This is a genomic window from Janthinobacterium sp. SUN073 (assembly GCF_030397665.1).
Lineage (GTDB): Bacteria > Pseudomonadota > Gammaproteobacteria > Burkholderiales > Burkholderiaceae_D > Janthinobacterium.
The window spans coordinates 98,218-119,820 of sequence record NZ_JAPUBT010000003.1; the positions used below are offsets into that span (position 1 = coordinate 98,218).

Annotated in this window: 20 protein-coding genes and 1 tRNA gene; 10 read left to right on the forward strand and 11 right to left on the reverse strand. The window is 61.8% G+C overall.

Going from position 1 to position 21,603, the window contains the following annotated elements; all coding sequences use genetic code 11:
• Positions 1 to 76 precede the first annotated feature (76 nt).
• From clpX to tig, 3 genes are all read right to left on the reverse strand, one after another.
• Complete coding sequence (gene clpX / locus O0882_RS11155; RefSeq protein ID WP_010398446.1) at positions 77 to 1,345, reverse strand: ATP-dependent Clp protease ATP-binding subunit ClpX; 1,269 nt, start codon at positions 1,343 to 1,345, stop codon at positions 77 to 79.
• Between the two features lie 200 nt (positions 1,346 to 1,545).
• The gene (gene clpP, locus O0882_RS11160) at positions 1,546 to 2,172 is read right to left on the reverse strand and encodes an ATP-dependent Clp endopeptidase proteolytic subunit ClpP (RefSeq protein WP_071077480.1); all 627 of its coding nucleotides are present in this window, start codon (positions 2,170 to 2,172) and stop codon (positions 1,546 to 1,548) included.
• 199 nt (positions 2,173 to 2,371) lie between these two features.
• Positions 2,372 to 3,712: a trigger factor gene (gene tig / locus O0882_RS11165; protein WP_289947908.1), complete on the reverse strand. Its 1,341-nt coding sequence runs from the start codon at positions 3,710 to 3,712 to the stop codon at positions 2,372 to 2,374.
• Positions 3,713 to 4,312: 600 nt separating this feature from the next.
• Between tig and O0882_RS11170 the strand changes: the two genes are divergently transcribed.
• Together O0882_RS11170 and O0882_RS11175 are read left to right on the forward strand one after the other, a co-directional pair.
• The gene (locus O0882_RS11170) at positions 4,313 to 4,495 is read left to right on the forward strand and encodes a hypothetical protein (RefSeq protein ID WP_099763919.1); all 183 of its coding nucleotides are present in this window, start codon (positions 4,313 to 4,315) and stop codon (positions 4,493 to 4,495) included.
• Positions 4,473 to 6,026, forward strand: coding sequence for a hypothetical protein (locus tag O0882_RS11175; RefSeq protein WP_289947911.1), 1,554 nt, complete (start codon positions 4,473 to 4,475; stop codon positions 6,024 to 6,026). The genes O0882_RS11170 and O0882_RS11175 overlap by 23 nt, the downstream gene beginning before the upstream one ends.
• A 62-nt stretch (positions 6,027 to 6,088) precedes the next feature.
• On the opposite strand, the gene O0882_RS11180 is transcribed toward O0882_RS11175, so the two are convergent.
• From O0882_RS11180 to O0882_RS11195, 4 genes are all read right to left on the reverse strand, one after another.
• Positions 6,089 to 6,171 (reverse strand) — tRNA-Leu (locus O0882_RS11180).
• Between the two features lie 287 nt (positions 6,172 to 6,458).
• Positions 6,459 to 6,581: a hypothetical protein gene (locus O0882_RS11185; RefSeq protein ID WP_289947912.1), complete on the reverse strand. Its 123-nt coding sequence runs from the start codon at positions 6,579 to 6,581 to the stop codon at positions 6,459 to 6,461.
• Between the two features lie 80 nt (positions 6,582 to 6,661).
• The gene (locus O0882_RS11190; RefSeq protein WP_289947914.1) at positions 6,662 to 9,760 is read right to left on the reverse strand and encodes an efflux RND transporter permease subunit; all 3,099 of its coding nucleotides are present in this window, start codon (positions 9,758 to 9,760) and stop codon (positions 6,662 to 6,664) included.
• A complete protein-coding gene (locus O0882_RS11195; RefSeq protein WP_289947916.1) occupies positions 9,757 to 10,920 on the reverse strand; it encodes an efflux RND transporter periplasmic adaptor subunit in 1,164 nt (387 codons plus the stop codon). The genes O0882_RS11190 and O0882_RS11195 overlap by 4 nt, the downstream gene beginning before the upstream one ends.
• A 289-nt stretch (positions 10,921 to 11,209) precedes the next feature.
• On the opposite strand from O0882_RS11195, the gene hpnC reads away from it, so the two are divergent.
• The 6 genes from hpnC to O0882_RS11225 all read left to right on the forward strand — a co-directional run bounded on the left by hpnC (position 11,210) and on the right by O0882_RS11225 (position 16,245).
• Positions 11,210 to 12,091, forward strand: coding sequence for a squalene synthase HpnC (gene hpnC / locus O0882_RS11200; RefSeq protein WP_289947919.1), 882 nt, complete (start codon positions 11,210 to 11,212; stop codon positions 12,089 to 12,091).
• A 46-nt stretch (positions 12,092 to 12,137) separates the two neighbouring features.
• Positions 12,138 to 12,971: a presqualene diphosphate synthase HpnD gene (gene hpnD / locus O0882_RS11205; RefSeq protein ID WP_289948465.1), complete on the forward strand. Its 834-nt coding sequence runs from the start codon at positions 12,138 to 12,140 to the stop codon at positions 12,969 to 12,971.
• A gap of 7 nt (positions 12,972 to 12,978) precedes the next feature.
• Positions 12,979 to 14,331 carry a hydroxysqualene dehydroxylase HpnE gene (gene hpnE / locus O0882_RS11210; RefSeq protein WP_354670263.1) on the forward strand — a complete coding sequence of 451 codons (1,353 nt, stop codon included), beginning with the start codon at positions 12,979 to 12,981 and terminating at the stop codon, positions 14,329 to 14,331.
• Positions 14,332 to 14,461: 130 nt separating this feature from the next.
• Positions 14,462 to 14,617 carry a hypothetical protein gene (locus O0882_RS11215; RefSeq protein WP_289947922.1) on the forward strand — a complete coding sequence of 52 codons (156 nt, stop codon included), beginning with the start codon at positions 14,462 to 14,464 and terminating at the stop codon, positions 14,615 to 14,617.
• Between the two features lie 19 nt (positions 14,618 to 14,636).
• On the forward strand, positions 14,637 to 15,428 hold the full coding sequence (locus O0882_RS11220) for a DUF1700 domain-containing protein (RefSeq protein WP_289947924.1): 792 nt from the start codon (positions 14,637 to 14,639) through the stop codon (positions 15,426 to 15,428).
• Between the two features lie 10 nt (positions 15,429 to 15,438).
• Positions 15,439 to 16,245, forward strand: a complete 807-nt coding sequence (locus tag O0882_RS11225; RefSeq protein ID WP_289947926.1) for a head GIN domain-containing protein — start codon at positions 15,439 to 15,441, stop codon at positions 16,243 to 16,245.
• Here the strand turns inward: O0882_RS11225 and O0882_RS11230 are convergent.
• Positions 16,232 to 17,482 carry a TIGR03862 family flavoprotein gene (locus tag O0882_RS11230; protein WP_289947928.1) on the reverse strand — a complete coding sequence of 417 codons (1,251 nt, stop codon included), beginning with the start codon at positions 17,480 to 17,482 and terminating at the stop codon, positions 16,232 to 16,234. The two genes, O0882_RS11225 and O0882_RS11230, sit on opposite strands and share 14 nt — an antisense overlap.
• 155 nt (positions 17,483 to 17,637) lie before the next feature.
• Between O0882_RS11230 and O0882_RS11235 the strand changes: the two genes are divergently transcribed.
• The gene (locus O0882_RS11235) at positions 17,638 to 17,871 is read left to right on the forward strand and encodes a hypothetical protein (RefSeq protein WP_071077488.1); all 234 of its coding nucleotides are present in this window, start codon (positions 17,638 to 17,640) and stop codon (positions 17,869 to 17,871) included.
• A 46-nt stretch (positions 17,872 to 17,917) separates the two neighbouring features.
• Here O0882_RS11235 and moaD read toward each other — a convergent pair whose 3' ends face one another.
• The 3 genes from moaD to thrC are packed head-to-tail and all read right to left on the reverse strand — an operon-like array spanning position 17,918 to position 20,920.
• Positions 17,918 to 18,172 carry a molybdopterin converting factor subunit 1 gene (gene moaD / locus O0882_RS11240; protein ID WP_289947932.1) on the reverse strand — a complete coding sequence of 85 codons (255 nt, stop codon included), beginning with the start codon at positions 18,170 to 18,172 and terminating at the stop codon, positions 17,918 to 17,920.
• A gap of 10 nt (positions 18,173 to 18,182) precedes the next feature.
• The gene (glp, locus tag O0882_RS11245) at positions 18,183 to 19,409 is read right to left on the reverse strand and encodes a gephyrin-like molybdotransferase Glp (protein ID WP_289948467.1); all 1,227 of its coding nucleotides are present in this window, start codon (positions 19,407 to 19,409) and stop codon (positions 18,183 to 18,185) included.
• Between the two features lie 14 nt (positions 19,410 to 19,423).
• On the reverse strand, positions 19,424 to 20,920 hold the full coding sequence (gene thrC, locus O0882_RS11250) for a threonine synthase (RefSeq protein ID WP_289947934.1): 1,497 nt from the start codon (positions 20,918 to 20,920) through the stop codon (positions 19,424 to 19,426).
• A 219-nt stretch (positions 20,921 to 21,139) separates the two neighbouring features.
• Here thrC and O0882_RS11255 point away from each other — a divergent pair, with 219 nt between their 5' ends.
• Positions 21,140 to 21,553, forward strand: a complete 414-nt coding sequence (locus O0882_RS11255) for a hypothetical protein (protein WP_289947936.1) — start codon at positions 21,140 to 21,142, stop codon at positions 21,551 to 21,553.
• The last annotated feature ends 50 nt before the right edge of the window (positions 21,554 to 21,603 follow it).

Genomic DNA, 21,603 nt, shown 5'->3' on the forward strand with positions numbered 1-21,603 from the left:
TGCACTCATTGATTTAAATTGTACTGCCATGCATTAAGGAATCAAAACCCTTTTTATGCATTTGTCTCGGCAGTAATCAATTTTCTCCGGAGGCCTTGGCAGTCTCTTGATAAATCAACAAAGGTTTGGCGCCACTGGTGATGGTATTTTCGTCGATGACGACCTTCACCACATTTTGTTCGCTCGGCAGTTCGTACATGACGTCCAGCAAAGCATGTTCCAGGATGGAGCGCAGGCCACGGGCACCGGTCTTGCGCGCCAGCGCCTTCTTGGCGATCGCATGCAGGGCGGCCGGACGAATCTCCAGTTCCGCGCCTTCCATCTCGAGCAGCTTCGAATACTGCTTGATCAGCGCATTCTTTGGCTCGACCAGGATCTGGATCAGCGCCTCTTCCGTCAATTCCGCCAGGGTGGCGATGACGGGCAGACGACCCACCAGTTCCGGGATCAGACCGAACTTGACCAGATCTTCCGGCTCCGCTTGCAACATCAGTTCGCTGGCCGAGCTTTGCGACTTGCTGCGCACCGTGGCCGAGAAGCCGATGCCGCTCTTTTCGGAACGGTTGGCGATCACTTTCGACAGGCCGTCGAAGGCGCCGCCGCAAATGAACATGATGTTGGTCGTGTCGATCTGCACGAAATCCTGGTTCGGATGCTTGCGGCCGCCTTGTGGCGGCACGGAAGCCATCGTGCCTTCGATGAGTTTCAGCAAGGCTTGCTGCACGCCCTCGCCCGACACGTCGCGCGTGATGGACGGATTGTCGGACTTGCGCGAAATCTTGTCGATTTCATCGATGTAGACGATGCCGCGCTGGGCTTTCTCGACGTCATAGTTGCAGCTTTGCAGCAGCTTCTGAATGATGTTTTCCACGTCTTCACCCACGTAACCGGCTTCGGTCAGGGTGGTGGCGTCGGCGATCACGAACGGCACATTGAGCATGCGCGCCAGGGTCTGTGCCAGCAGGGTCTTGCCCGAGCCGGTAGGACCGACCAGCAAGATGTTGCTCTTGGCCAGTTCGATGTCGTCTTTCTTGCCCAGGTGCTTGAGGCGCTTGTAATGGTTGTACACCGCCACCGACAGGATGCGCTTGGCAGTCTGCTGGCCGATCACGTACTGATCGAGCAAGGCGGCAATTTCTTGCGGCGTCGGCAGGTCGGATTTGGTACCGGTCACCGTCTCGATGCTCGACGTTTCATCACGGATAATGTCGTTGCACAGGTCGATGCACTCGTCGCAAATGAACACGGACGGGCCGGCGATGAGTTTCTTCACCTCGTGCTGGCTTTTGCCGCAGAACGAGCAATACAGTAATTTTTCGCCGCTAGAGGATTTTTTGTCTGACATAAGGCATTTTGGTTGGAACTGCATTAACAATATTGCAAAATCGCAAGCCGGAGTGCGGTAGTTGCCCGCAAAGGCAGCCACCCATGGCGCAAGTCAACAACCTGCACAAGCTCCATGCTACCCGAAATAAAAGCGAAACGCCCGAACGTTTGATCGCCCGGGCGTTAACTTACGTACTTAGCAATACCGGTAGGGGCTCATCAAGCGCGGCTGGTCAACACTTTGTCGATCAAACCATACTCAACGGCCTCGTCGGCGGACATGAAACGGTCGCGGTCGGTGTCCTTGGCGATCTGTTCGATCGACTGGCCCGTGCGCTCGGCCATGATGCCGTTCAAGCGGGTGCGCAGGTAAAGGATTTCCCTTGCCTGGATCTCGATGTCGGACGCCATGCCTTGCGAACCACCGGACGGCTGGTGAATCATGATGCGCGAGTTCGGCAGCGAGAAACGCTTGCCCTTGGCGCCAGCGGCCAGCAGGAAAGCGCCCATCGAAGCAGCCATGCCCGTGCACAGGGTCGAGACGTCCGGCTTGATGAACTGCATGGTGTCGTAGATGGCCATGCCGGCCGAGACCGAACCACCTGGCGAGTTGATGTAGAGCGAGATTTCCTTTTCCGGATTTTCGCTTTCCAGGAACAGCAGCTGGGCGACAACCAGGTTGGCCATCTGGTCATTGACCGGGCCGACCATGAAAATCAAGCGTTCCTTCAGCAGGCGCGAGTAAATATCATACGAGCGCTCGCCGCGACCGCTTTGTTCCACCACCATCGGCACCAGGCCGAGCATCTCTGTGTCCAGCGCTGGGTTACGGTTCATACCTGTCATTTCATTTCCTTGTGAAGCAGTTAGGGGATGCTACCAACACCTTGGAACACCAAACAAAACCTACTGCGCGTCGCGATTTGCGGCCTCCGATGCTCACTGTGCATTCGCACAGCTCCGCTTCTCAGCCACAACTCCCATCCGCTCGCTACGGTTTTTGTTTGGTGTCAAAGGCAATAATGGCATCCGGATACCAACTGGTTTACGCTTGTGCGTTGCTTCCCATCAGTTCGTCGAAAGCAACTGCTTTCGTCGTGACTTTCGACAGGCCCAACACGTAAGTGACGACGTTTTCTTCCAATACAAGGGCTTCGATCTCACCCAGACGACGACGGTCGCTGTAGTAGTACTTCAGCACTTCGCGTGGATCTTCGTAGCTTTGGGCGAAGTCTTCGATTTGCGCCTTGACTTGCTCAGGCGTCGCCTGCAGGTTGTTGTCGCCCACCAGTTGCGACAGGATCAGGCCCAGGCGTACGCGACGCTCGGCTTTTTCTGCGAACAGTTCTGCTGGGAAAGGCACGTCCTTGACGTTCATGCCGCGCTGCGCCATGTCTTGACGGGTCATTTCGGCCAGGCGCTCGGAATCTTGAGCGATCAGGGTTTTTGGCACGTCCAGCTCAGCAACTTTGATCAGCGCGTCCATGACGGCTTCCTTGTTGCGTGCTTTCACGCGGCCAGCGACTTCGCGTTGCAGGTTGACTTTGATGTCTTCGCGCATTTTGGCCAGGTCGCCATCGGCAACGCCCAGCGATTTGGCGAATTCGGCATCGACTTCCGGCAGGTGCGCCCATTCCAGCTTTTGCAGGGTGATGGTGAACGAAGCGGTTTTGCCGGCCACGTCCTTGCCATGGTAGTCCTCAGGGAAGGACAATGGGAAAGTCTTCGACTCGCCCACTTTCAGGCCCAGGGTCGCCGCTTCGAATTCTGGCAGCATGCGGCCTTCGCCCAGCACGAAAGCGTAGCCTTCAGCTTTGCCGCCTGGGAATTCAACGCCGTCGATCGAGCCGACGAAGTCGACGGTCACGCGGTCGCCGTTGGCAGCGATCGGCTCACCGCCGTCGCCGTGTTCGCCAGCTTCGCCCTTGGTGTGGAAGTGCACGCGCTGCTTGCGCAGGATATCGATGGTCTTGTCGATTTCGGCTTCCGACACGTCGGCTTGCACGGTTTCGATTTCAACGGCCGTCAGGTCGCCGATGACGACTTCCGGATACACTTCGAAGGTTGCGTCGAAAGCCAGCTGGCCTTCGACTGCTTCTTCTTTCGGCACGATGTTCGGAAAACCGGCCACGCGCAGATTGTTTTCGTTGGCGGCGTCGTTGAACGCGCGGCCGACTTTGTCGTTCAGCACTTCGGATTCAATTTGGTAGCCGTATTGTGCTGCGACCATTTTCAACGGCACTTTGCCCGGACGGAAGCCCGGTGCCTTAGCCGTACGGGCTTGCACTTTCAGGCGCTTCTCAACTTCCGTGCGGACGTCCGTCAGCGGGAAGGAGATCGTGATACGACGTTCGAGTTTGCCCAAGGTTTCGACTGCAGTTGCCATGTAAAAAATCGTCCAAAAAATAAACACTGTTGGTGCGAGAAAAGAAGACCCGACCCCTTGCGCCATCACTGGCGGCAAGACATGGGTCCAGCTTCACTCGCTCGCATATTCATCTGTAAAAGTACTGAAAACAGGACGATGGACCTGGTCTACCCGGCTGAGGGAAAAACCCGCACCAGGCACCAAACAATCCGCCGCTTCCAGTACTGCGACAGGGCTCCGAGCGTCCAGCCTTGCTTCCAGGTAAATGCAAGGCCGGCCATCATTCGGTAAAGCGTGGCATTATAACAAAGGACTTCGGGAAAGTGGCTGGCTTTGCAGCCCGGCCACAGAGGATGCCAGCGGCGGCGAATGAATCGCCACAGCCTGGGTTGCCCTGTCTTTACTCTTGCCCCGGCATTTCTTATTTCGCCAGAGACAGGCTTTCCAGCCTGCTTCGTTCATTAGTATATGCGAACTGTCGCTCCGTCCGAAACAAAGAAATGCGCTCTTGACGAAGATTTCAGTCAAAAAACCTTTGATTTACCTCAATTTGGCCATTTTTCAGGCAAACCTAAACCGCCGCACGCCTCTCCAAGTGAATTTAATGGAGAAAATATCATGAGCGATAGCGCACCCGGCGGTTCCAGCAACGCCAAAGCCAAGCTGCAAATGGTCCTCAGCCGCCTGCTCGACGGCGTAAGCGATGACGACCTGCAGAAAATCCAGACGGAAGTCGATGAAATGGAATTACGCATGCAGGGAGACGGCCATCACGACCATGACCACCCCACCGCCGCCTGATCCGGCAGTGGCTGCGCTTACTGCGCTTGACGTGCGTGCCGCGCCACCGGATGCAGACGTGCTGGCCGCCGTGGAAACGGCACTGGTGACCCACCGTGCCTTTAGTGACAGCAACTATATCCGCGACCAGCTGGCCGTCGCCTACCGGCGGCGGCTGCACAAGCTCGGTGGCACCCTGCCCGAGGCGGAAAGCCTGGCGACGCTGCTGGATGCGGCGCCACCCGCGCGCCAGCGCCAGTTGCTGGGCGACACGGTGCTGCGCTGCGCCGTCCAGCACGCCATGCGCCAGCTGCAACTGGGCGACGAATACGGCTTGCCTTTGCCGCAATGCGCGGCGCTGTTCCGGGCGGCGGGCGAGCACCTGCGCGCGGACTTGCCCGGCGGCCCGCTGGTGGCCCATTTGCCGCCCTTGGCGCGGCTGCACGACGAAGGCAGCCTGCAGGACGAGGACACGTATATCTGGCATGCCTGGCAGGAAGGCACGCCGTATGCGCGCGCTTTTCTTGCCGTGATGGAAGATAACTACGGCGCGCCGCTGGCCACGCCCACGCCACAGGAACGAGCCCTGCTGCGCCGGGGCCTGCGGCTGCTGGAAACCCTGCTGCCCCGCCTGACGGCCAGCGCGCTTTCTCATGTCCAGTTGATCGCCCTGTTTCCCAAGCTGGGCACGTGGCGCGGCAAGGCGTCCAGCTCGCAATTTCGCGTCAATGGCAGCGTGTTCCTGAACCAGGAACTGATTGGCAACCCCTGGTGGCTGGCCGAGCACTTGCTGCACGAGTCGCTGCACCAGAAACTGTACGACTTCCGCCACGGCCACAGCCTGCTGGCGCCCGACTATGCGCGCGACGACGGCGCCAAGGTCTGTTCGCTGTGGAATGCGCCCGATGATGACGGCAATCACTATTGGGATGCCCACCGCACCCTGGCTGCCTTTCATGTGTATGTCCACCTGGCCTTGCTGTGCCTGCTGGCCGAGCGGCAGGAAGCGGCGCTGGCACCACAGTACGGCCCCATCGGCCAGCACATGAGCGGCAGCCGGCGCGCCATCGACCGCGCCCGCTACCTGGGCGAGCAATTGCAAAGCACTACCTGGCCGGAGCTGGGACTGGCGGGGCGGCACATGACGCACTGGCTGCTCGATGTGCTCGACGCGCTCGACACGCAGCGGCGTCCCGGCGGCGCTACCCTGCATCTGCTGCTCGACCTGTACGAGCGCCAGAGCCGCAAGCTCGATACTTATCTCGTGCAGCAGCCGCCGCCGCGCAGCGACACGCTGGGTTTGCAGGCGCAGCAAGAGTTGGCGATGACGCGGCAGGCACTGCACATGCTGGACAGGGAACTGCCGCCTTCGCCTCCGGCGCGGGAGCACGACTGGCCGCAGGCGCGGCAACGCGTGTTGCAGGCACTCTGGCCGCTGACGCAAGATGAAACGCTGATGGGAAACACTGGCTACCCGCAGGCGCAGGCGCTGGTTATGCAGATGGTGCAACAGTCAAGCCGGCAACTGGCCGCACTGGGCGCTTTGGGCTGAAAAATACGAATTCAGGGAAAATCTTTGATGGTGCTGCACTTCCGGGCTGGAGCAACCCGGATTGGTGCGGATGGGGAGACTCGAACTCCCAAGCCGAAGCACTGGCTTCTAAGACCAGCGTGTCTACCAATTCCACCACATCCGCATTTTGTACTACCTTGTACTACTTGCTCCCCTGATTTTAACAACTCGGGAGCGATCTGGCTACCGTGGACTGATAGAGCAAGCCCTCGGTAAAGCAAAGGCGGCATTCTACTGGATTTCCCAGAGGAATGCCGCCTTTTTTTGCTGTGCCTCAGAGCGCGCCACCGGTCAGTGGGCGGCATTTTTACCCCAAAAGCAAGCACTGGGGTCGTACCCTGAGGGTACGACCCCGGCATTTTCGCCGTTCGGGTGAGTGGCGTACGCGCCAGGTGGGCGCGCTCCAGGGCATTACACAGCTGGCGTACTCGCTTCTCTTGCCGCTGGCTCCGGCTTCTTGACCCGGAACCAGGCCGCATACAGCGCCGGCAGGAACAGTAAAGTCAAGGCCGTCGCCAGGATCAGGCCGCCCATGATGGCGACTGCCCTGCGTGATCCCCCCAGAACACGGAGTGCGACAGCGGGATCATGGCCAGCGCGGAGGAATTGCTTGCTTAGCTCCCTCCTTTGCCCACCGCCTCCGGCTTCTTGACCCGGAACCAGGCCGCATACAGGGCCGGCAGGAACAGTAAAGTCAAGGCCGTCGCCAGGATCAATCCGCCCATGATGGCGACCGCCATCGGGCCCCAGAAGACGGAGCGCGACAATGGAATCATGGCCAGCGCGGCGGCGGCGGCCGTCAGCACGATGGGACGGCAGCGGCGCACGGCCGAGTCGATGATGGCATCCCAGGGAGCCGAGCCATCGTTGATGTCTTGCTCGATCTGGTCGACGAGGATCACCGAGTTGCGGATGATCATGCCGAACAGCGCGATGATGCCCAGGTTGGCCACAAAACCAAGTGGCCGGCCCAGCGCCAGCAAGGCAAAGGCAGCGCCCGCCACGCCCAGCGGCCCCGTCAGGAAGACCAGCAAGGAACGCGAGAAACTGTGCAGCTGCAGCATCAGCAAGGTGAAGATGATGAAGATGGCCAGCGGCAGGTTGGTCGCGATCGACGCTTCCGCCTCGCCGCTATCGGCCGCCACGCCCTTCACGGTGATGCGGTAGCCGTCCGGCATTTTGGCCCGCAAGGCATCGAGCTGCGGCGCCAGCTGCGTCGAGACCGTCGCGCCCTGGATGCCGTCGACCACGTCCGATTGCACGGTAATCGCCCATTCGCGCTTGTCGCGCCAGACCACGCCCGGTTCCCACACGAAATGCACGCGGGCCAGCTGCGAGATGGGCACGGACTTGCCCGTTGCCGTCGGGATGTTCGTGTCATTCAGCACGGAAATCGTCGCCCGCTCCTCCAGCGGCTGGCGCACCTGGATATCGATCAGCTTGTTGTCTTCGCGGAACTGGCCGATGACGGTGCCCGACAGTATCGTATTGGCCGCCTGCATCACGGTTTTCGAGGTGACGCCCAGCGCACGCATCTTGTCCTGCTCCAGGTCCAGGCGCAGCACTTTCACCGACTCATTCCAGTTATCGTTGACACCCAGGGTGTTCGGATTGGCGCGCATGATGTCCTTGACCTGGTCGGCGATGGCGCGCACGCCCGCCACTTCCGGCCCCGTGACGCGGAATTGCACGGGATACGGCACGGGCGGTCCGTTCGGCAACAGTTTTACCCTGCCCCGCACTTCCGGGAAATCCTTCTTGAAGACATCGATGATCTTCTGGCGCAGCTGCTCGCGGTCCGCCTGGCTCTTCGGCAGGATCACCACTTGCGACACATTGGTCTGCGGGAAGATCTGGTCCAGCGGCAGGTAGAAACGGGGACTGCCCGTGCCCACATAGCTGGTGATGCTGTCCACTCCGTCGAGCTTGCTGACGAAGGCCTCGAATTTCTTCACCTGCTTTTCATTCGCGGCAAAGGTCGTGCCTTCGGGCGACCACAGTTCCACCATCAGTTCCGGGCGGCTGGAATCGGGGAAGAATTGCTTTTCGATAAAGTTAAAGCCGTAAATGCCCAGCGCAAAGATGGCCAGGGTGGCGGCAATGGTCGTCTTGCGCCATTCCACGCACCAGGTGACGGCGCGGCGGAAGCGGCGGAAGTTCGGCGTATCGAACAATTCATGGTCGTTATGCGCGTGCGGCTTGACCTTCAACAAGACATAGCCGATATAGGGCGTGAAGACGACGGCCACCACCCACGAAATGATCAGGGCCAGTGCATTCACGGAGAACAGGGAGAACGTGTATTCGCCGGCGGCCGACTTGGCCAGGCCGATGGGTAAAAAGCCCGCCACCGTGATCAGGGTGCCCGTCAGCATGGGCATGGCCGTCGACGTGTAGGCGAACGTGGCCGCGTCGAAGCGCGACATGCCCTCCTCCATCTTGCGCACCATCATTTCGACGGCAATGATGGCGTCATCGACCAGCAAGCCCAGCGCGATGATCAGGGCGCCCAGCGAGATCTTGTGCAAATCGATGTCGAGCAGGCGCATGAACAGGAAGGTGACGGCTAGCACCAGCGGGATGGTCAGCGCCACCACCAGGCCGGGCCGCACGTCGATGCGCAGCGGTTTCGTGTGCAAGCCCAGCGCGACAAAGCTGACGGCCAGCACGATCAAAATGGCTTCGACCAGGGTATGCACGAACTCGCCCACGGAAGCGGACACGGCTTCCGGCTGGTTTGACACGCGCTGCAACTCTATGCCGACCGGCAATTCACTCTTCATGCGCGTCACCGTTGCCTGCAAGGCCTTGCCCATGTCGATGATGTTGCCGCCCTTTTCCATCGATACGCCCAGGCCGATCACTTCCTTGCCATTGAAACGCATCTTGTCCTTCGGCGGATCGACGAATTCGCGTTTCACGGTGGCAAAGTCACCGAGGCGGAAGGTGGTGCCGTTGGCGCGCAGCTCCAGGTTTTCCAGGTCCTTGACGGTAAGCATGGCGCCCGTCACGCGCACTTGCAGGTTATCCGTCGGCGTCACCAGCACGCCCGTGGCGTTGATGCTGTTTTGCTCGGACAATTGCTGCACGATGGCGTCAAAAGGGATGCCCAATTGGGCGAATTTCTTGTGCGAGAAGATGATATTGATCTTTTCGTCTTGCACGCCGAACAGTTCCACCTTCGACACCTGCCCCACGGCCAGCAGTTCCTGTCGCACCTTGTCCGCGTAATCCTTCATTTCCGCGTAAGTAAAACCGTCGCCAGACAGGGCGAAGATGGAACCATACGTGTCGCCGAACTCGTCATTGAAGAACGGGCCCACGACGCCGGCCGGCAAGGTGCCCTTGATGTCGCCGATCTTCTTGCGCACCTGATACCAGGCGGCCGCTGTTTCCTTGGGCGGCGCCGATTCGCGCAGTTCCAGCAAAATCAAGGTTTCGCCGGGCTTCGAATAACTGGTGATTTCATTGATGTAGGGCGTTTCCTGCAGCTTCTTTTCCAGCTTGTCCGTCACTTGCTCGGCCATCTGCAGCGCCGTGGCGCCGGGCCAGTACGCCTGCAAGACCATGGCACGGAAAGTAAACGGGGGATCTTCATCCTGGCCCAGGCTGGCATAGCTGAGCATGCCGCCGATCAGCAGCACGGCCATCAGGTAGCGCGTCAGCGGGATGTGTTCGAGGGCCCAGCGCGACAGATTGAAGCCGCCCTTCATTTGACGGCCCCCACGCTGACGGCGGCAGCGGCAACATCGGGTTTACTGGCCAGTTCGGCGCCCAGAATCGAGACTTTCTGCCCAGGCTTGAGCAGGTTGACGCCGGCCGTGACCACCGTCTGTCCCGCTTTCACGCCCGAGGTCAGCAGCAACTCATTGCCCGCCACGCCGCCCACCGTCACCGGTACCAGCTTCACGGCGCCGTTTTCCACCACCCACACGGAGCTTTGCGACTTTTCATTGAACAGGGCCGTCAGCGGCACCTTGATCTGCGGCGTGGCCGTCTGCGAGGCGAACTGCACCACGGCCGTCATGCCCAGGCGCGCTCGCGGCGCGTCCGGGATGCTGACCTTGGCCAGGTAGGTGCGCGTGGCGGCATCGGCCACGGGCGACACTTCACGTATCTTGCCCTGCAAGCCCTGTTTCGGGTCGGCCCACAGGCGCACCACCACATCCTTGACGCCGCGCAAGGTCTCGACCTTGTCTTCGGGAATGCCGATCACGACTTCCTTCTCGCCGCTCCTGGCCACTTGCACCACGGGCGTGCCAGGCGCCACCACCTGCCCCACTTCGGCCTCGATGCGCGTGACGACGCCATCGACGTCGGCCAGCAAGCTGGCATAGCCGGACTGGTTGGCCTGGCCACGGTACAGGGCTTGCGCCGCTTCCACGTTCGCCTGCGCCGCCTTGTAAGTGGCATCCTTGCCATCGAGCACAGCCTGGCTGACGAAATTTTTCTCGCGCAAATCCTGATAGCGCTTCAGTTCGGCGCGCGCCAGGTCGCGGCTCGTTTCGGCGCTGACCAGCGAGGCCTTGGCCTGGGCCTGCGACAGCTGCAAGTCGACGGGATCGAGCTGCATCAGCACTTGCCCCTTTTTCACGCTGGCGCCCACGTCGACCTTGCGCGCGACGATCTTGCCGCCCACGCGGAAACCCAGCTGCGACACCACGCGGGGCACGACCTCGCCCGCCAGCTCGGCACTCACGTCAACATTACTGCTAGACAACACCATCGCGCGCACGGGGCGCACGTCTTCCACTTTGACGGCGGGCTTGGAACAGGCCGCCAGGGTCAGCGCCAGGGCGGCGGCGGCAATCAGCCGCAGGGCGGGCAGTGCGGGTACGCCGGTCTCGCGGCGCAGGGTTTTCAGGGCAAACAAGGTATTTTCCTTTACTATGCGGGCTGTAATATTTTTATGCGGAGAAACTTTTTGCTTGCCGATTGGGATAAGCCAAATTTTTTCGCACGCGATATCCTTAAATTTGTGACAATATCAGCTTGATCATGACAGGGAGTGACTTCCCCTAATGACTTTCTGGTTATTAATTATAATCGTGCGTAAAAGTTTTTAGTGACTTTTGCGTCATTAATCTTGAGCCGTACAACGTCCGTCACATTCCAGCGTTTGAGGGGTGCCGGACAAACGCAAGACTAGAGAAGCGTGTTCAATGCCTGTAGACCATTACGAAAATTTTCCTGTTGCATCATTTTTACTGCCGCGCCGCCTGGTGCCCGCCGTCGAAGCCATCTATGCCTTCGCCCGCAGCGCCGACGACCTGGCCGATGAAGGCGACGCCACGCCGGCCGAACGCCTGGCCGCACTGCACGCCTATGAAGAGGCGCTGGACCGCATCGCCCGCGAAGAAGGCCATGCTGGCGAGAACGCCGCCATGTTCGAACGCCTGGCCGCCGTCATCGCCAAACACCAGTTGCCGCTGAAGCCGTTTTACGATCTGTTGTCCGCCTTCAAGCAGGATGTGGAAACGACGCGCTACGCCAGCTACGACGACGTGCTCGACTACTGCGCCCGTTCCGCCAACCCCGTGGGGCTGCTGATGCTGCACCTGTACGGTGCCGCCGATGAACAGAATGTACGCGATTCCGATGCCATATGTTCAGCTTTGCAACTAATTAATTTTCTGCAAGACGTCGCCATCGACCAGCAAAAAGAGCGCATCTACCTGCCGATGGAAGACCTGAGCCGCTTTGCCGTCTCCGCCGCCGCCTTCGAGCGGCCCGAGGCGCACGGCAAGTGGAGCGCCCTGATGCGCTTCGAAGTGGCCCGCACGCGCGCCCTGATGCTGTCCGGCGCGCCGCTGGCCCTGCGCTTGCGCGGGCGCATCGGCTGGGAACTGCGTCTCGTGGTACAAGGCGGCTTGCGCATCCTCGAAGCCATCGAAGCGGTCAATTACGACGTGTTCCGGCGCCGCCCGAAACTGGAAAAGCGCGACTGGCTGATCATTTTCTGGCGCGCCCTGCGCATGTCGCGCAAAAGCCTGCATCAAGAGACGCAAGTAAAAACGGCTTTTCCCCCGTCGCCCACTCTGTAAGACGATAGAATAGCGGCTTCGATCTGCAACCCTTGCTCTTTTGACTATGTCTCCCGACGAATACTGCCAACAAAAGGCCGCCCAGAGCGGCTCCAGCTTCTACTACAGCTTCCTGTTCCTGCCGGCCGAGCGCCGCAAGGCCATCACGGCCCTGTACGCCTTCTGCCGCGAAGTCGATGATACGGTCGATGACTGCACGGACGAAGCCGTGGCACGCACCAAGCTGGTCTGGTGGCGCAAGGAAGTCAAGGCCATGTACGAGGGCATCCCCACGCATCCCGTGATGCGCGCGCTGGAGCCGCACCTGAACGTGTATAAACTGGAAGAAAAGCATTTGCAGGCCATCATCGATGGCATGGAAATGGACTTGAACCAGACCCGCTACCTCGATTACCAGGCCATGAGCCGCTATTGCTGGCATGTGGCCAGCGTGGTGGGCATCTTGTCGGCCAGCATCTTTGGCGCGACGCGCCCGGAAACGCTGCTGTACGCGGAAAAGCTGGGCCACGCCTTCCAGCTGACCAACATCATCCGCGACGTGGGCGAAGATGCGCGCAAGGGGCGCATCTACCTGCCGATCAGCGAATTGCAGCAGTTCAATGTGACGGCGGCCGACCTGCTGAACGCGCGCCACAGCGAAAACTTTGAAAACCTCATGCGTTTCCAGGTGGCGCGCGCGCAAAAGGCGTATGACGAAGCGTTCGCCCTGCTGCCGGCGGAAGACCGCCGCGCCCAGCGCCCGGGCCTGATCATGGCCGCCATCTACCGCACGGTGCTCAATGAAGTCGAGCGCGACGGCTACCACGTGCTGAAACAGCGCATCTCGCTCACGCCGATCCGCAAACTGTGGCTGGCCTGGAAGACCTGGGTTCGTGGCTGAGCGTAGCGTGAAGCAACGCTACGCCGTCATCGGCGCCGGCTGGGCCGGTTTCGCGGCGGCCATGGAACTGGCGCGCGCCGGCCATGCCGTCACCGTCTTCGAGGCGGCGCGCACCTTGGGCGGCCGCGCGCGCCGGGTCGAACGCGAAAGCACGGTGCTCGACAACGGCCAGCACATCCTGCTGGGCGCGTACACTGAAACCTTGCGCCTGATCAAGCTCGCGGGCCAAGACCCGGCAGAGCTGATCCTCACCCTGCCCCTGCAGATGCGCTATCCGGCCGACAGCGGCGGGATGGACTTCATCGCGCCGCGCCTGCCCGCGCCGTTGCACCTGGCCTGGGCCCTGCTGCGCGCCAAAGGGCTGCAGCGCGCAGACAAGCTGGCCCTGATGCGTTTTTCCACCGCCATGCGGACGATGGGCTGGCAACTGTACAACGATTGCTCGGTCAGCGAATTGTTGCAGCGTTTCGACCAGACGGACCGTTTGAACCGGCTGATGTGGCACCCGCTGTGCCTGGCGGCGCTGAATACCCCGCCCGGGCGGGCCTCGGCCCGCGTCTTCCTCAACGTGCTGCGCGACAGCCTGGGGGCGAGCCGCCGGCGCGCCTCCGACATGCTGATCCCGAAAGCGAACCTGAGTGCCCTGTTGCCCGAGGCGGCCGCCCGCTATCTGGAACAGCATGGCGGCGCAGTGCGCACGGGCGCCAAGGTGGCCGCCTTGCACGCCCTGCCCGATGGCCGCTGGCAGCTTGATGACGGCGAGCACTATGACGGCGTCATCGTCGCCACCTCGTCCGTGCAAGCGGCCAGCCTGCTGCAAGATTTGCGCGACGCACGCCTCGCCGACGTCATCAATCGCATGCAGGCGTTCACGCCGGAAGCCATCAGCACCTGCTACCTGCAATACGACGCCAGCGTGCGCCTGGACTTGCCGTTTTACGCGCTCGTCGATGCGCCAGAGCAACAGCACTGGGGCCAATTCGTCTTCGACCGGGGCCAGCTTGACGCCAGCCAGGCGGGCTTGCTGGCCGTCGTCATCAGCGCATCCGGTCCTGCCGCCGAGCAAGGCCACGGGCCGCTGGCGCAAGCTATCGCGGCGCAGCTGGCGCAAGTATTGCAGCGTCCGGAACTGGCGCAGCCCGCCTGGACCCAGCTGATCACGGAAAAGCGCGCCACCTTTGCCTGCACGCCGGATTTATTGCGTCCCAGCAACGCCAGCGGCGTGCCGGGCTTGCTGCTGGCCGGTGACTACACGGCCAATGACGACCGCACGCTTGACTATCCGGCCACCATCGAGGCGGCCGTGCGCAGCGGCGTGGCGGCGGCCAGGGCCTTCACCGTGGGCAAGATGACAAAGTAGACTTGACGGTGCATCCTGCCCTGGTGTCGCTCGCCCCCGCGAAATTGCATTCTGTCGCACCGCGCTGGTGCGCCAGGCCGCGCTTGGGTACAGTCTGATCATCGACAACGGCCATGCCACGGGGAATACCATGCACACCACCTTGCACTTGAAAAACAGCTTGAAAGCCGTGGCGCTGCTCGCTTGTGTGGCGCTGGCCACCCTGATCGTCATTCAGGTACAGCAGGCGCCGCAAGCGCCATTGCTGCTGAGCCAGGCTAGCATGTTGCTGCCGGCCATGGGCTGACGCGGCGGACAGGAAGAATATGATGAACAAGCAAGATTATCTCGACGCACTGCGGCGCGCGCTGGCAGGCTTGCCGCCGGACCTGGTGGCCAAGACCCTCGATTATTACGAACAGACCTTCATCGAAGGCGCGGCGGCCGGCCGCAGCGAGCACGAGATCGCCGACGACCTGGGCGAGCCGAAAAAAATCGCCCTCACCTTGCGCAGCAGCACCCACCGCCAGGCTTTCGAGCAAAAGAAAACCCCCGTCAACCTGCTGCGCCTGCTCGTCTCGCTGGTGGGTCTGACCATCTTCAACCTGTTCATGGTCGTGCCTGCCGCCGTGTACGCGGCCCTGCTGGCCGCCCTGTATGCCGTCGGCCTGAGCTTTTACCTGGCTGGCATCGCCATCACGGCCAGCGGCTTGTCCGGTGCCAACGAACTGGTGCTCGACGGCCCCTTGCGCCACGTCTTCATCCATGACGATGACGGCGGCGAAGGCGGCGAGCGGCGCGAAACGCGCATCACCATTGGCGACACGGGCATCGAAATCGACCACGTGCCCGGTCCCTTGCAGAGTGAACCGGCCGAACCCCAGAGGCCGGGCGTTTCGTCGCGCATGATGGAGCGGGCCGAAGCGCTGGCCGGCGGCGGCATCCGCATCTCCACCGACATGGACCGCGATGCGCGCACCACGCAAACCGTCTTCGGCGTGGGCATGCTGCTCGGCGGTATCGCCATCTTCCTGCTCAGTCTGGTGGTCACGCGCTATACCTTGATCGGCATCAAGCGCTACATCGCCATGAATGTCTCCCTGCTCAAAGGTCACTAGAAAGGCTGCCATGAAACGCTTGCTCAAAGTTGGCCTGTCCATGCTCTTGCTGGCCATGGTCCTGATCGCCATGTCGTATGCGGCGCTGCGCGCCAAGGGAATCAGCAATCCCAGCAGCGCTGCCGGCCGCGCCGTGCGCAGCGAAACGCGCCCGATTTCCGCCAACATCAACAGCATCGACCTGGCCGGCCCCATCGACCTGGTGCTGCGCCGCGGTGCCACGCCATCGATGAAGGTGAGTGGCGAACAACGCTTGCTGTCGAACGTCGCGACCAGCGCTGACGGCACCACCCTGCATATCGGCCCGAAAGGCATGCTGTTCCACCATCGCCAGCCGCTGCAGGTGGAACTGGTGCTGCCATCGCTCGCGCGCTTGGAGGTGCACGGCAACGGCGACAGCAAGATCACGGGATTTTCCGGCGACAGTTTCATCCTGGAATTGACGGGTTCGGGCGACGTCAGCTTCACGGGACGCTACAAGCAGGTACAAGCCACCGTCAACGGCAGTGGCGACCTCGACATCAATGCCGGCAACAGCGACAGCGTGGTGCTGGAAATGGTGGGTTCCGGGCGCATCGCCGCCAGCGGCAACACGAAATTCCTGCGTGCCGACCTGAGCGGCTCAGGCGATATCGATGCCGAGCACCTGGCGGCCGACAAGGCCAGCGTCAGCCTGCAAGGCTCGGGCCAGAGCACCGTCTTCGTGCGCGACGCCACCAACCTGACCTTGCGCGGCAGCGGCGACATCCACGTCCACGGCAACCCGCGCCAGCGCGATGCGCAAAAGAGTGGCTCAGGCGATATTATCTGGCATTGACTTTCTCTTCCAGCCACGCCACGGCCTGCTCGCCGGCCGCCTTGCCTTGCGCCAGGCAGGCCGTCAGCAGGTAGCCACCCGTGGGCGCTTCCCAGTCCAGCATTTCACCGGCGACAAACACGCCCGGCATGGCGCGCAGCATGCTGCCGTCGAGGCCGTCGAAGTCCACCCCGCCGGCGCTGCTGATGGCTTCATCGATGGGGCGCGGACGCTGCAAGGTGACGGGCAGCAGCTTGATGGCGGCAGCCAGTTTGGCTTCATCGGCAAAGTCCGCCGCGCCCAGGCATTCGCGCAGCAAGCCCGATTTCACGCCTTTTATTCCCAGCCGGCTTTGCAAATGGCTGGACATGGAACGGGCGCCACGCGGGCGCGTGACTTCCTCGAACACGCGTTCATGACTATGATCGGGCGCCAGATCCAGCCAGATGGTGGTGCTGCCGTCACGCGCGATCTGCTCGCGCAGCGCGGCCGACAGCGCATAAATCAGGCCGCCTTCGACGCCGCCCGCCGTGATGACACACTGCCCCTGGCGCTTGACCGTCAAGCCATCGATGTCATGCGCCGTGATGGCCACCGTGGCCAGGTGCTCGCCCGCGTAACGGCTGCTGAAATGTTCGCTCCAGTCCACGTCAAAGCCGCAATTGGCCGGCGCCAGTGCTGCCACGGTCACGCCCTGCCCTTGCAGCAACGGCACCCAGGCGCCATCGGAACCGAGGCGCGCCCAGCTGCCGCCGCCGAGCGCCAGGATCACGGCGTCGAAGGAGCGCAGGCGTTCGCCGTCCGGCGTGGCAAAGGCCAGCTGACCGTCCTGCCAGCCCGTCCAGCGGTGGCGCATGTGGAATTGCACGCCCGCTTCGCGCAAGCGGTGCAGCCAGGCGCGCAGCAAAGGCGCGGCCTTCATATCGGTCGGAAAGACGCGGTTCGAGGAACCGACGAAGGTATCGACGCCCAGGCCGTGCACCCAGTCGCGCACCTTCTGCGGGCCGAACTGGTCCAGCGCCGGTTTCACCCGGTGCGCCTGCCTGGCGTAGCGCGAGACGAAGGCCTGGTAGCCTTCCGCGTGCGTGATATTCATGCCGCCGCGTCCCGCCAGCAGGAATTTGCGGCCGACGGACGGCATGGCGTCGAACAATTCCACCTGCGCCCCCTGGTCGGCAGCCGCCTGGGCGGCCATCAGGCCGGCGGGGCCGCCGCCGATGACGGCGATGTGAAACGGAGGGGAACTGGAATGGGTCATGGCAAGCTGGAAAGACGGTGAAAACCCCGGCATTTTAGTCGAGATAAGGCCCGGGGATGGCAAGAATGCCGAAAAATGATGCATACTGCGCGGACATGCTGTCGCGATCAGTACTTTGACTTCACCAGACAACCAGACGACAAGAGGAGAAACACATGGGTGCAGGATTCTGGATTTCCCGTTATTTGCTGGCCAGTTCGATTTTATTCATCATCCTGACGGTGGTCGAGTACAGCAAGGGCACCACCAGCAACGCCGACATCCTCAGCGCGCTGGCCTGGTCGCTGGTGGCGTCGGCCATCTTCATCGGCTCGAAGTACTGGCGCCACAAGAAAGCCATCGCCTGCGCCACGTGCAGCGGGGACAAAGCAAAAACCAAGTCGTCATGAAAAAACGGCCACTTCGATGAAGTGGCCGTCTCACTGGGAAGCGGGATCAGCCTCCCGTCACGGGTGGGAAGAATGCCACCTCGTCGCCTTCCGCAATCACGGTATCGGCATCGCACATCACCTGATTATGCGCCATGCGCAGCGCACGCCCCTGCGCCAGCGCGTATTCCCAGTTGCCGCCGCGGGCGATCAGCAGGGTTCTCACCTCGCCCACCGTCAGCGGCACGGCCACTTCCAGCACTTCCTGGCCCGTGCCCACCAGCTCGCGCACGCTGGCGAAAAATCGCAGATTGATCTTCATCGATACTTCCTTAGTACAGCAATTCGTTAAACGGGATAAAACGCAGCATGTCGCCGCGCGCAATCGACAGCCCCGGCGGGCAATCGATCAAGCCGTCGCCCCACACGGTGGACGTCAGCACGCCCGAACTCTGGTTGGCGAACAGTTCCAGTTCGCCGTCCTCATTGACCTTGGCGCGTAAAAACTCGTTGCGCTTGTCCGCCTTCAGGCGTTCAAACGCGGCCGGCAGCTTGTAGCTGCGCGGCGCCAGATTGCCCGCCACGCCTTGCAGGCGCAAAATAAACGGGCGCACGAACAGCAGGAAGGTGACGAAGCTGGAGACGGGATTGCCGGGCAAGCCGACAAAGAACGCCTCCTGCACTTCGCCAAACGCCAGCGGTTTACCCGGCTTGACGGCGATCTGCCACATGTTCAGCCGCCCTTCCGCTTCCACGGCCGGCTTGATATGGTCTTCCTCGCCCACGGACACGCCGCCCGAGGTGATGATCAGGTCATTGCCCTGGGCCGCCTGGCGCAGCACGGCTTTTGTCGCTTCCAGGCTGTCTGGCACGATGCCCAGGTCCGTGATGTCGCAACCCAAATTTTCCAGCAGTCCCCGCAGGGTAAACCGGTTCGAGTTGTAGACGGCACCCGGCGCCAAAGGTTCACCGGGCATGGCCAGCTCGTCACCCGTGAAAAACACGGCGACGCGCAGCTTGCGCAGCACGGGTACCTGCGCCAGGCCCACGGAGGCGGCCAGGCCCATTTCCTGGCTGCGCAAACGCCTGCCCGCACCGAGGATGACGCCGCCGGCGCGGATATCCTCGCCCTGGCGGCGCACCCATTCGCCCGCATGCGGTACGTGGTTCACCGTCACCACGCCGTCAAGCAAGGTGCACTGCTCCTGCATCACCACACAATCGGCGCCGTCGGGCAGCAGCGCGCCGGTAAAGATGCGCGCCGCCGTCCCCGGCTGCAATGGCTGGCCCACGTGGCCGGCCGCGATGCGCTGCGACACGGGCAGGCTGGCCGCGCCGCTGGCGCAATCGCGCGCGCACACGGCATAGCCGTCCATCTGCGTGTTGTCGCGCTCGGGCACGTTCAGGGTCGACGTCTGCGCCGTGGCCAGTATGCGGCCGTTGGCGCGCATGGTATCGACCAGCTCCACTTCGGCCACCGGACGCGCCGCGCCCAGCATGAAGGCTTGCGCCTCGGCCACCGACAGCATGGGTTTGCGTGGTGCAGCCGGATCGCTCATCACAGGCCCGCTCATCACAAGCCCGTATTGGCGGCGATATACGCCTTCATCTTTTCCACGTCGGCATCCATCACGACGAACTTTTGCGGCAAGTCTTCGATGTTCTCGAAGCCGGCCGGGCGCTCGGCGTCCACGCCCAGCGCTTCCAGGATGGTTTCGTTGAACTTGGCCGCCAGCGCCGTTTCCAGCACGATCATCGGCACATTCGGCTCCAGGTGCTCGCGCGCCACCTTGATGCCGTCGGCCGTATGCGTGTCGATGGTGATGCCGTAGTCGTCGGCCACGTCGCGGATGGTGTCGAGGCGGTCCTGGTGCGTGGACTTGCCCGACTTGAAGCCATACTTGACCACCAGCTTGAATTCGTCGCCGTCGCTGCCAGGCTTGCCGGACAAATCAAAGCCGCCATGCGTTTCCACTTTCGTGAACAGGGCGCGTACACGCTCGCTGTCGCGGCCCACCAGGTCATACACGAAGCGCTCGAAGTTCGACGCTTTCGAGATATCCATCGATGGGCTGCTCGTGTGATACGTCTCGGCCGACTTGCGCACGCGGTAGACGCCCGTGCGGAAGAATTCGTCGAGCACGTCATTTTCATTCGTCGCCGCCACCAGTTTCGAGATCGGCAAGCCCATCATGCGGGCGATATGGCCGGCGCAGATATTGCCAAAATTACCAGATGGCACCGTGAACGACACTTTTTGCTCGTTGCTGGTGGTGGCCGCCAGATAGCCGCGGAAGTAGTACACCACCTGCGCCACGACACGCGCCCAGTTGATGGAATTGACGGTGCCGATCTTCTGCTTCGCCTTGAACGGCAAGTCGTTCGACACGGCTTTCACCATATCCTGGCAATCGTCGAACACGCCTTCGACGGCGATGTTAACAATGTTCGGGTCTTGCAGGCTGAACATCTGCGCCGTCTGGAAGGCGCTCATTTTCTTGTGCGGTGACAGCATGAAGACGCGGATGCCCTTCTTGCCGCGCATCGCGTATTCGGCCGCGCTGCCCGTGTCGCCCGAGGTGGCGCCGAAGATATTGAGCTCGGCGCCCGTCTTGGCCAGGGTGTATTCGAACAGGTTGCCCAGCAACTGCATGGCCATGTCCTTGAAGGCCAGGGTCGGGCCGTTCGACAGCGCCTGCAGCATCAGGGTGGTCGATCCGCCCTTGACGACGTTTTCTTCGAGCACGCGCAGCGGCGTGATGTCGGCCGCGTTTTCGCCGGCGCGGGCATTCTTGTAGACTGCCTTGGTATAGGTTTTCGCCGTCAATGCCTTCAGGTCCGCGGCCGGGATATCGGTGGCGAACTTCTTCAGGATTTCGAATGCCAGGTCGGCATACGACAATGTGCGCCAGGCGTTGAGCTCGGCACCAGTGACTTGCGGGTAGTGTTCAGGGAGATACAGTCCGCCATCGGGGGCCAGGCCGCCCAGGAGGATGTCGGAGAATTGCTGCAAAGATGACTGTTGCGACTGCGATGGCGCTGTATCAGCGCGGGTAGACACGTAATGCATAGATTTGAAGAGTCCAGTTGAGCTGAGTGCGGTTGATCATGAATGGCAGCGGATATTATAGTGCCAGCCGCTCCCCAAGGCGAATCCGTCGCGTTTGGCCGGGCGCCACCCGCCCGGCCCGGGGGGCGTCTGTTGTCAAACGACACACCTTGTCGCACGGCAACTGTATCATGGCCGCTTTCCAGACTACGCGGGCGCCCCAGCCCGCCCACGACGACCATGCCACAGCTCATCGACCATATCGACGCGATCGCACGCCAGCGGCAGCGTGCCGTGCTGTACCTGGAGTTCCACCCAAAAAGCCACGAAGAGTCGCGCCTCTACCGCCATGACGACGATGCCGTGCGCAGCAGTATGCTCGACTGGTTTGACGCGCAGGCGATCGCCTGGCAGCCTTGCGGTCCCTACGCCGAACTGTCGGGCTTTTCGTCGTGGCGCGGCCAGATCTGCTTCGAGCTGCCGTATGACGAAACGCTGCCCGCGTATTGCCAGCTGCGGGACTACCTCGAGCATGCGGACGGCAGCATGCACCATGCGGGCGTGCGCTTCTACCTGCTCACCCTCGATCTCGCCATGCAGAACGCGGCCCATGACGAACCCGGCTTCTGGGACCGCTGGGCGCAAGACCTGTAGGCCCGCCTCCGCCCCCCGTTTTTTCAACACAGCAATGAACAGGAATACCA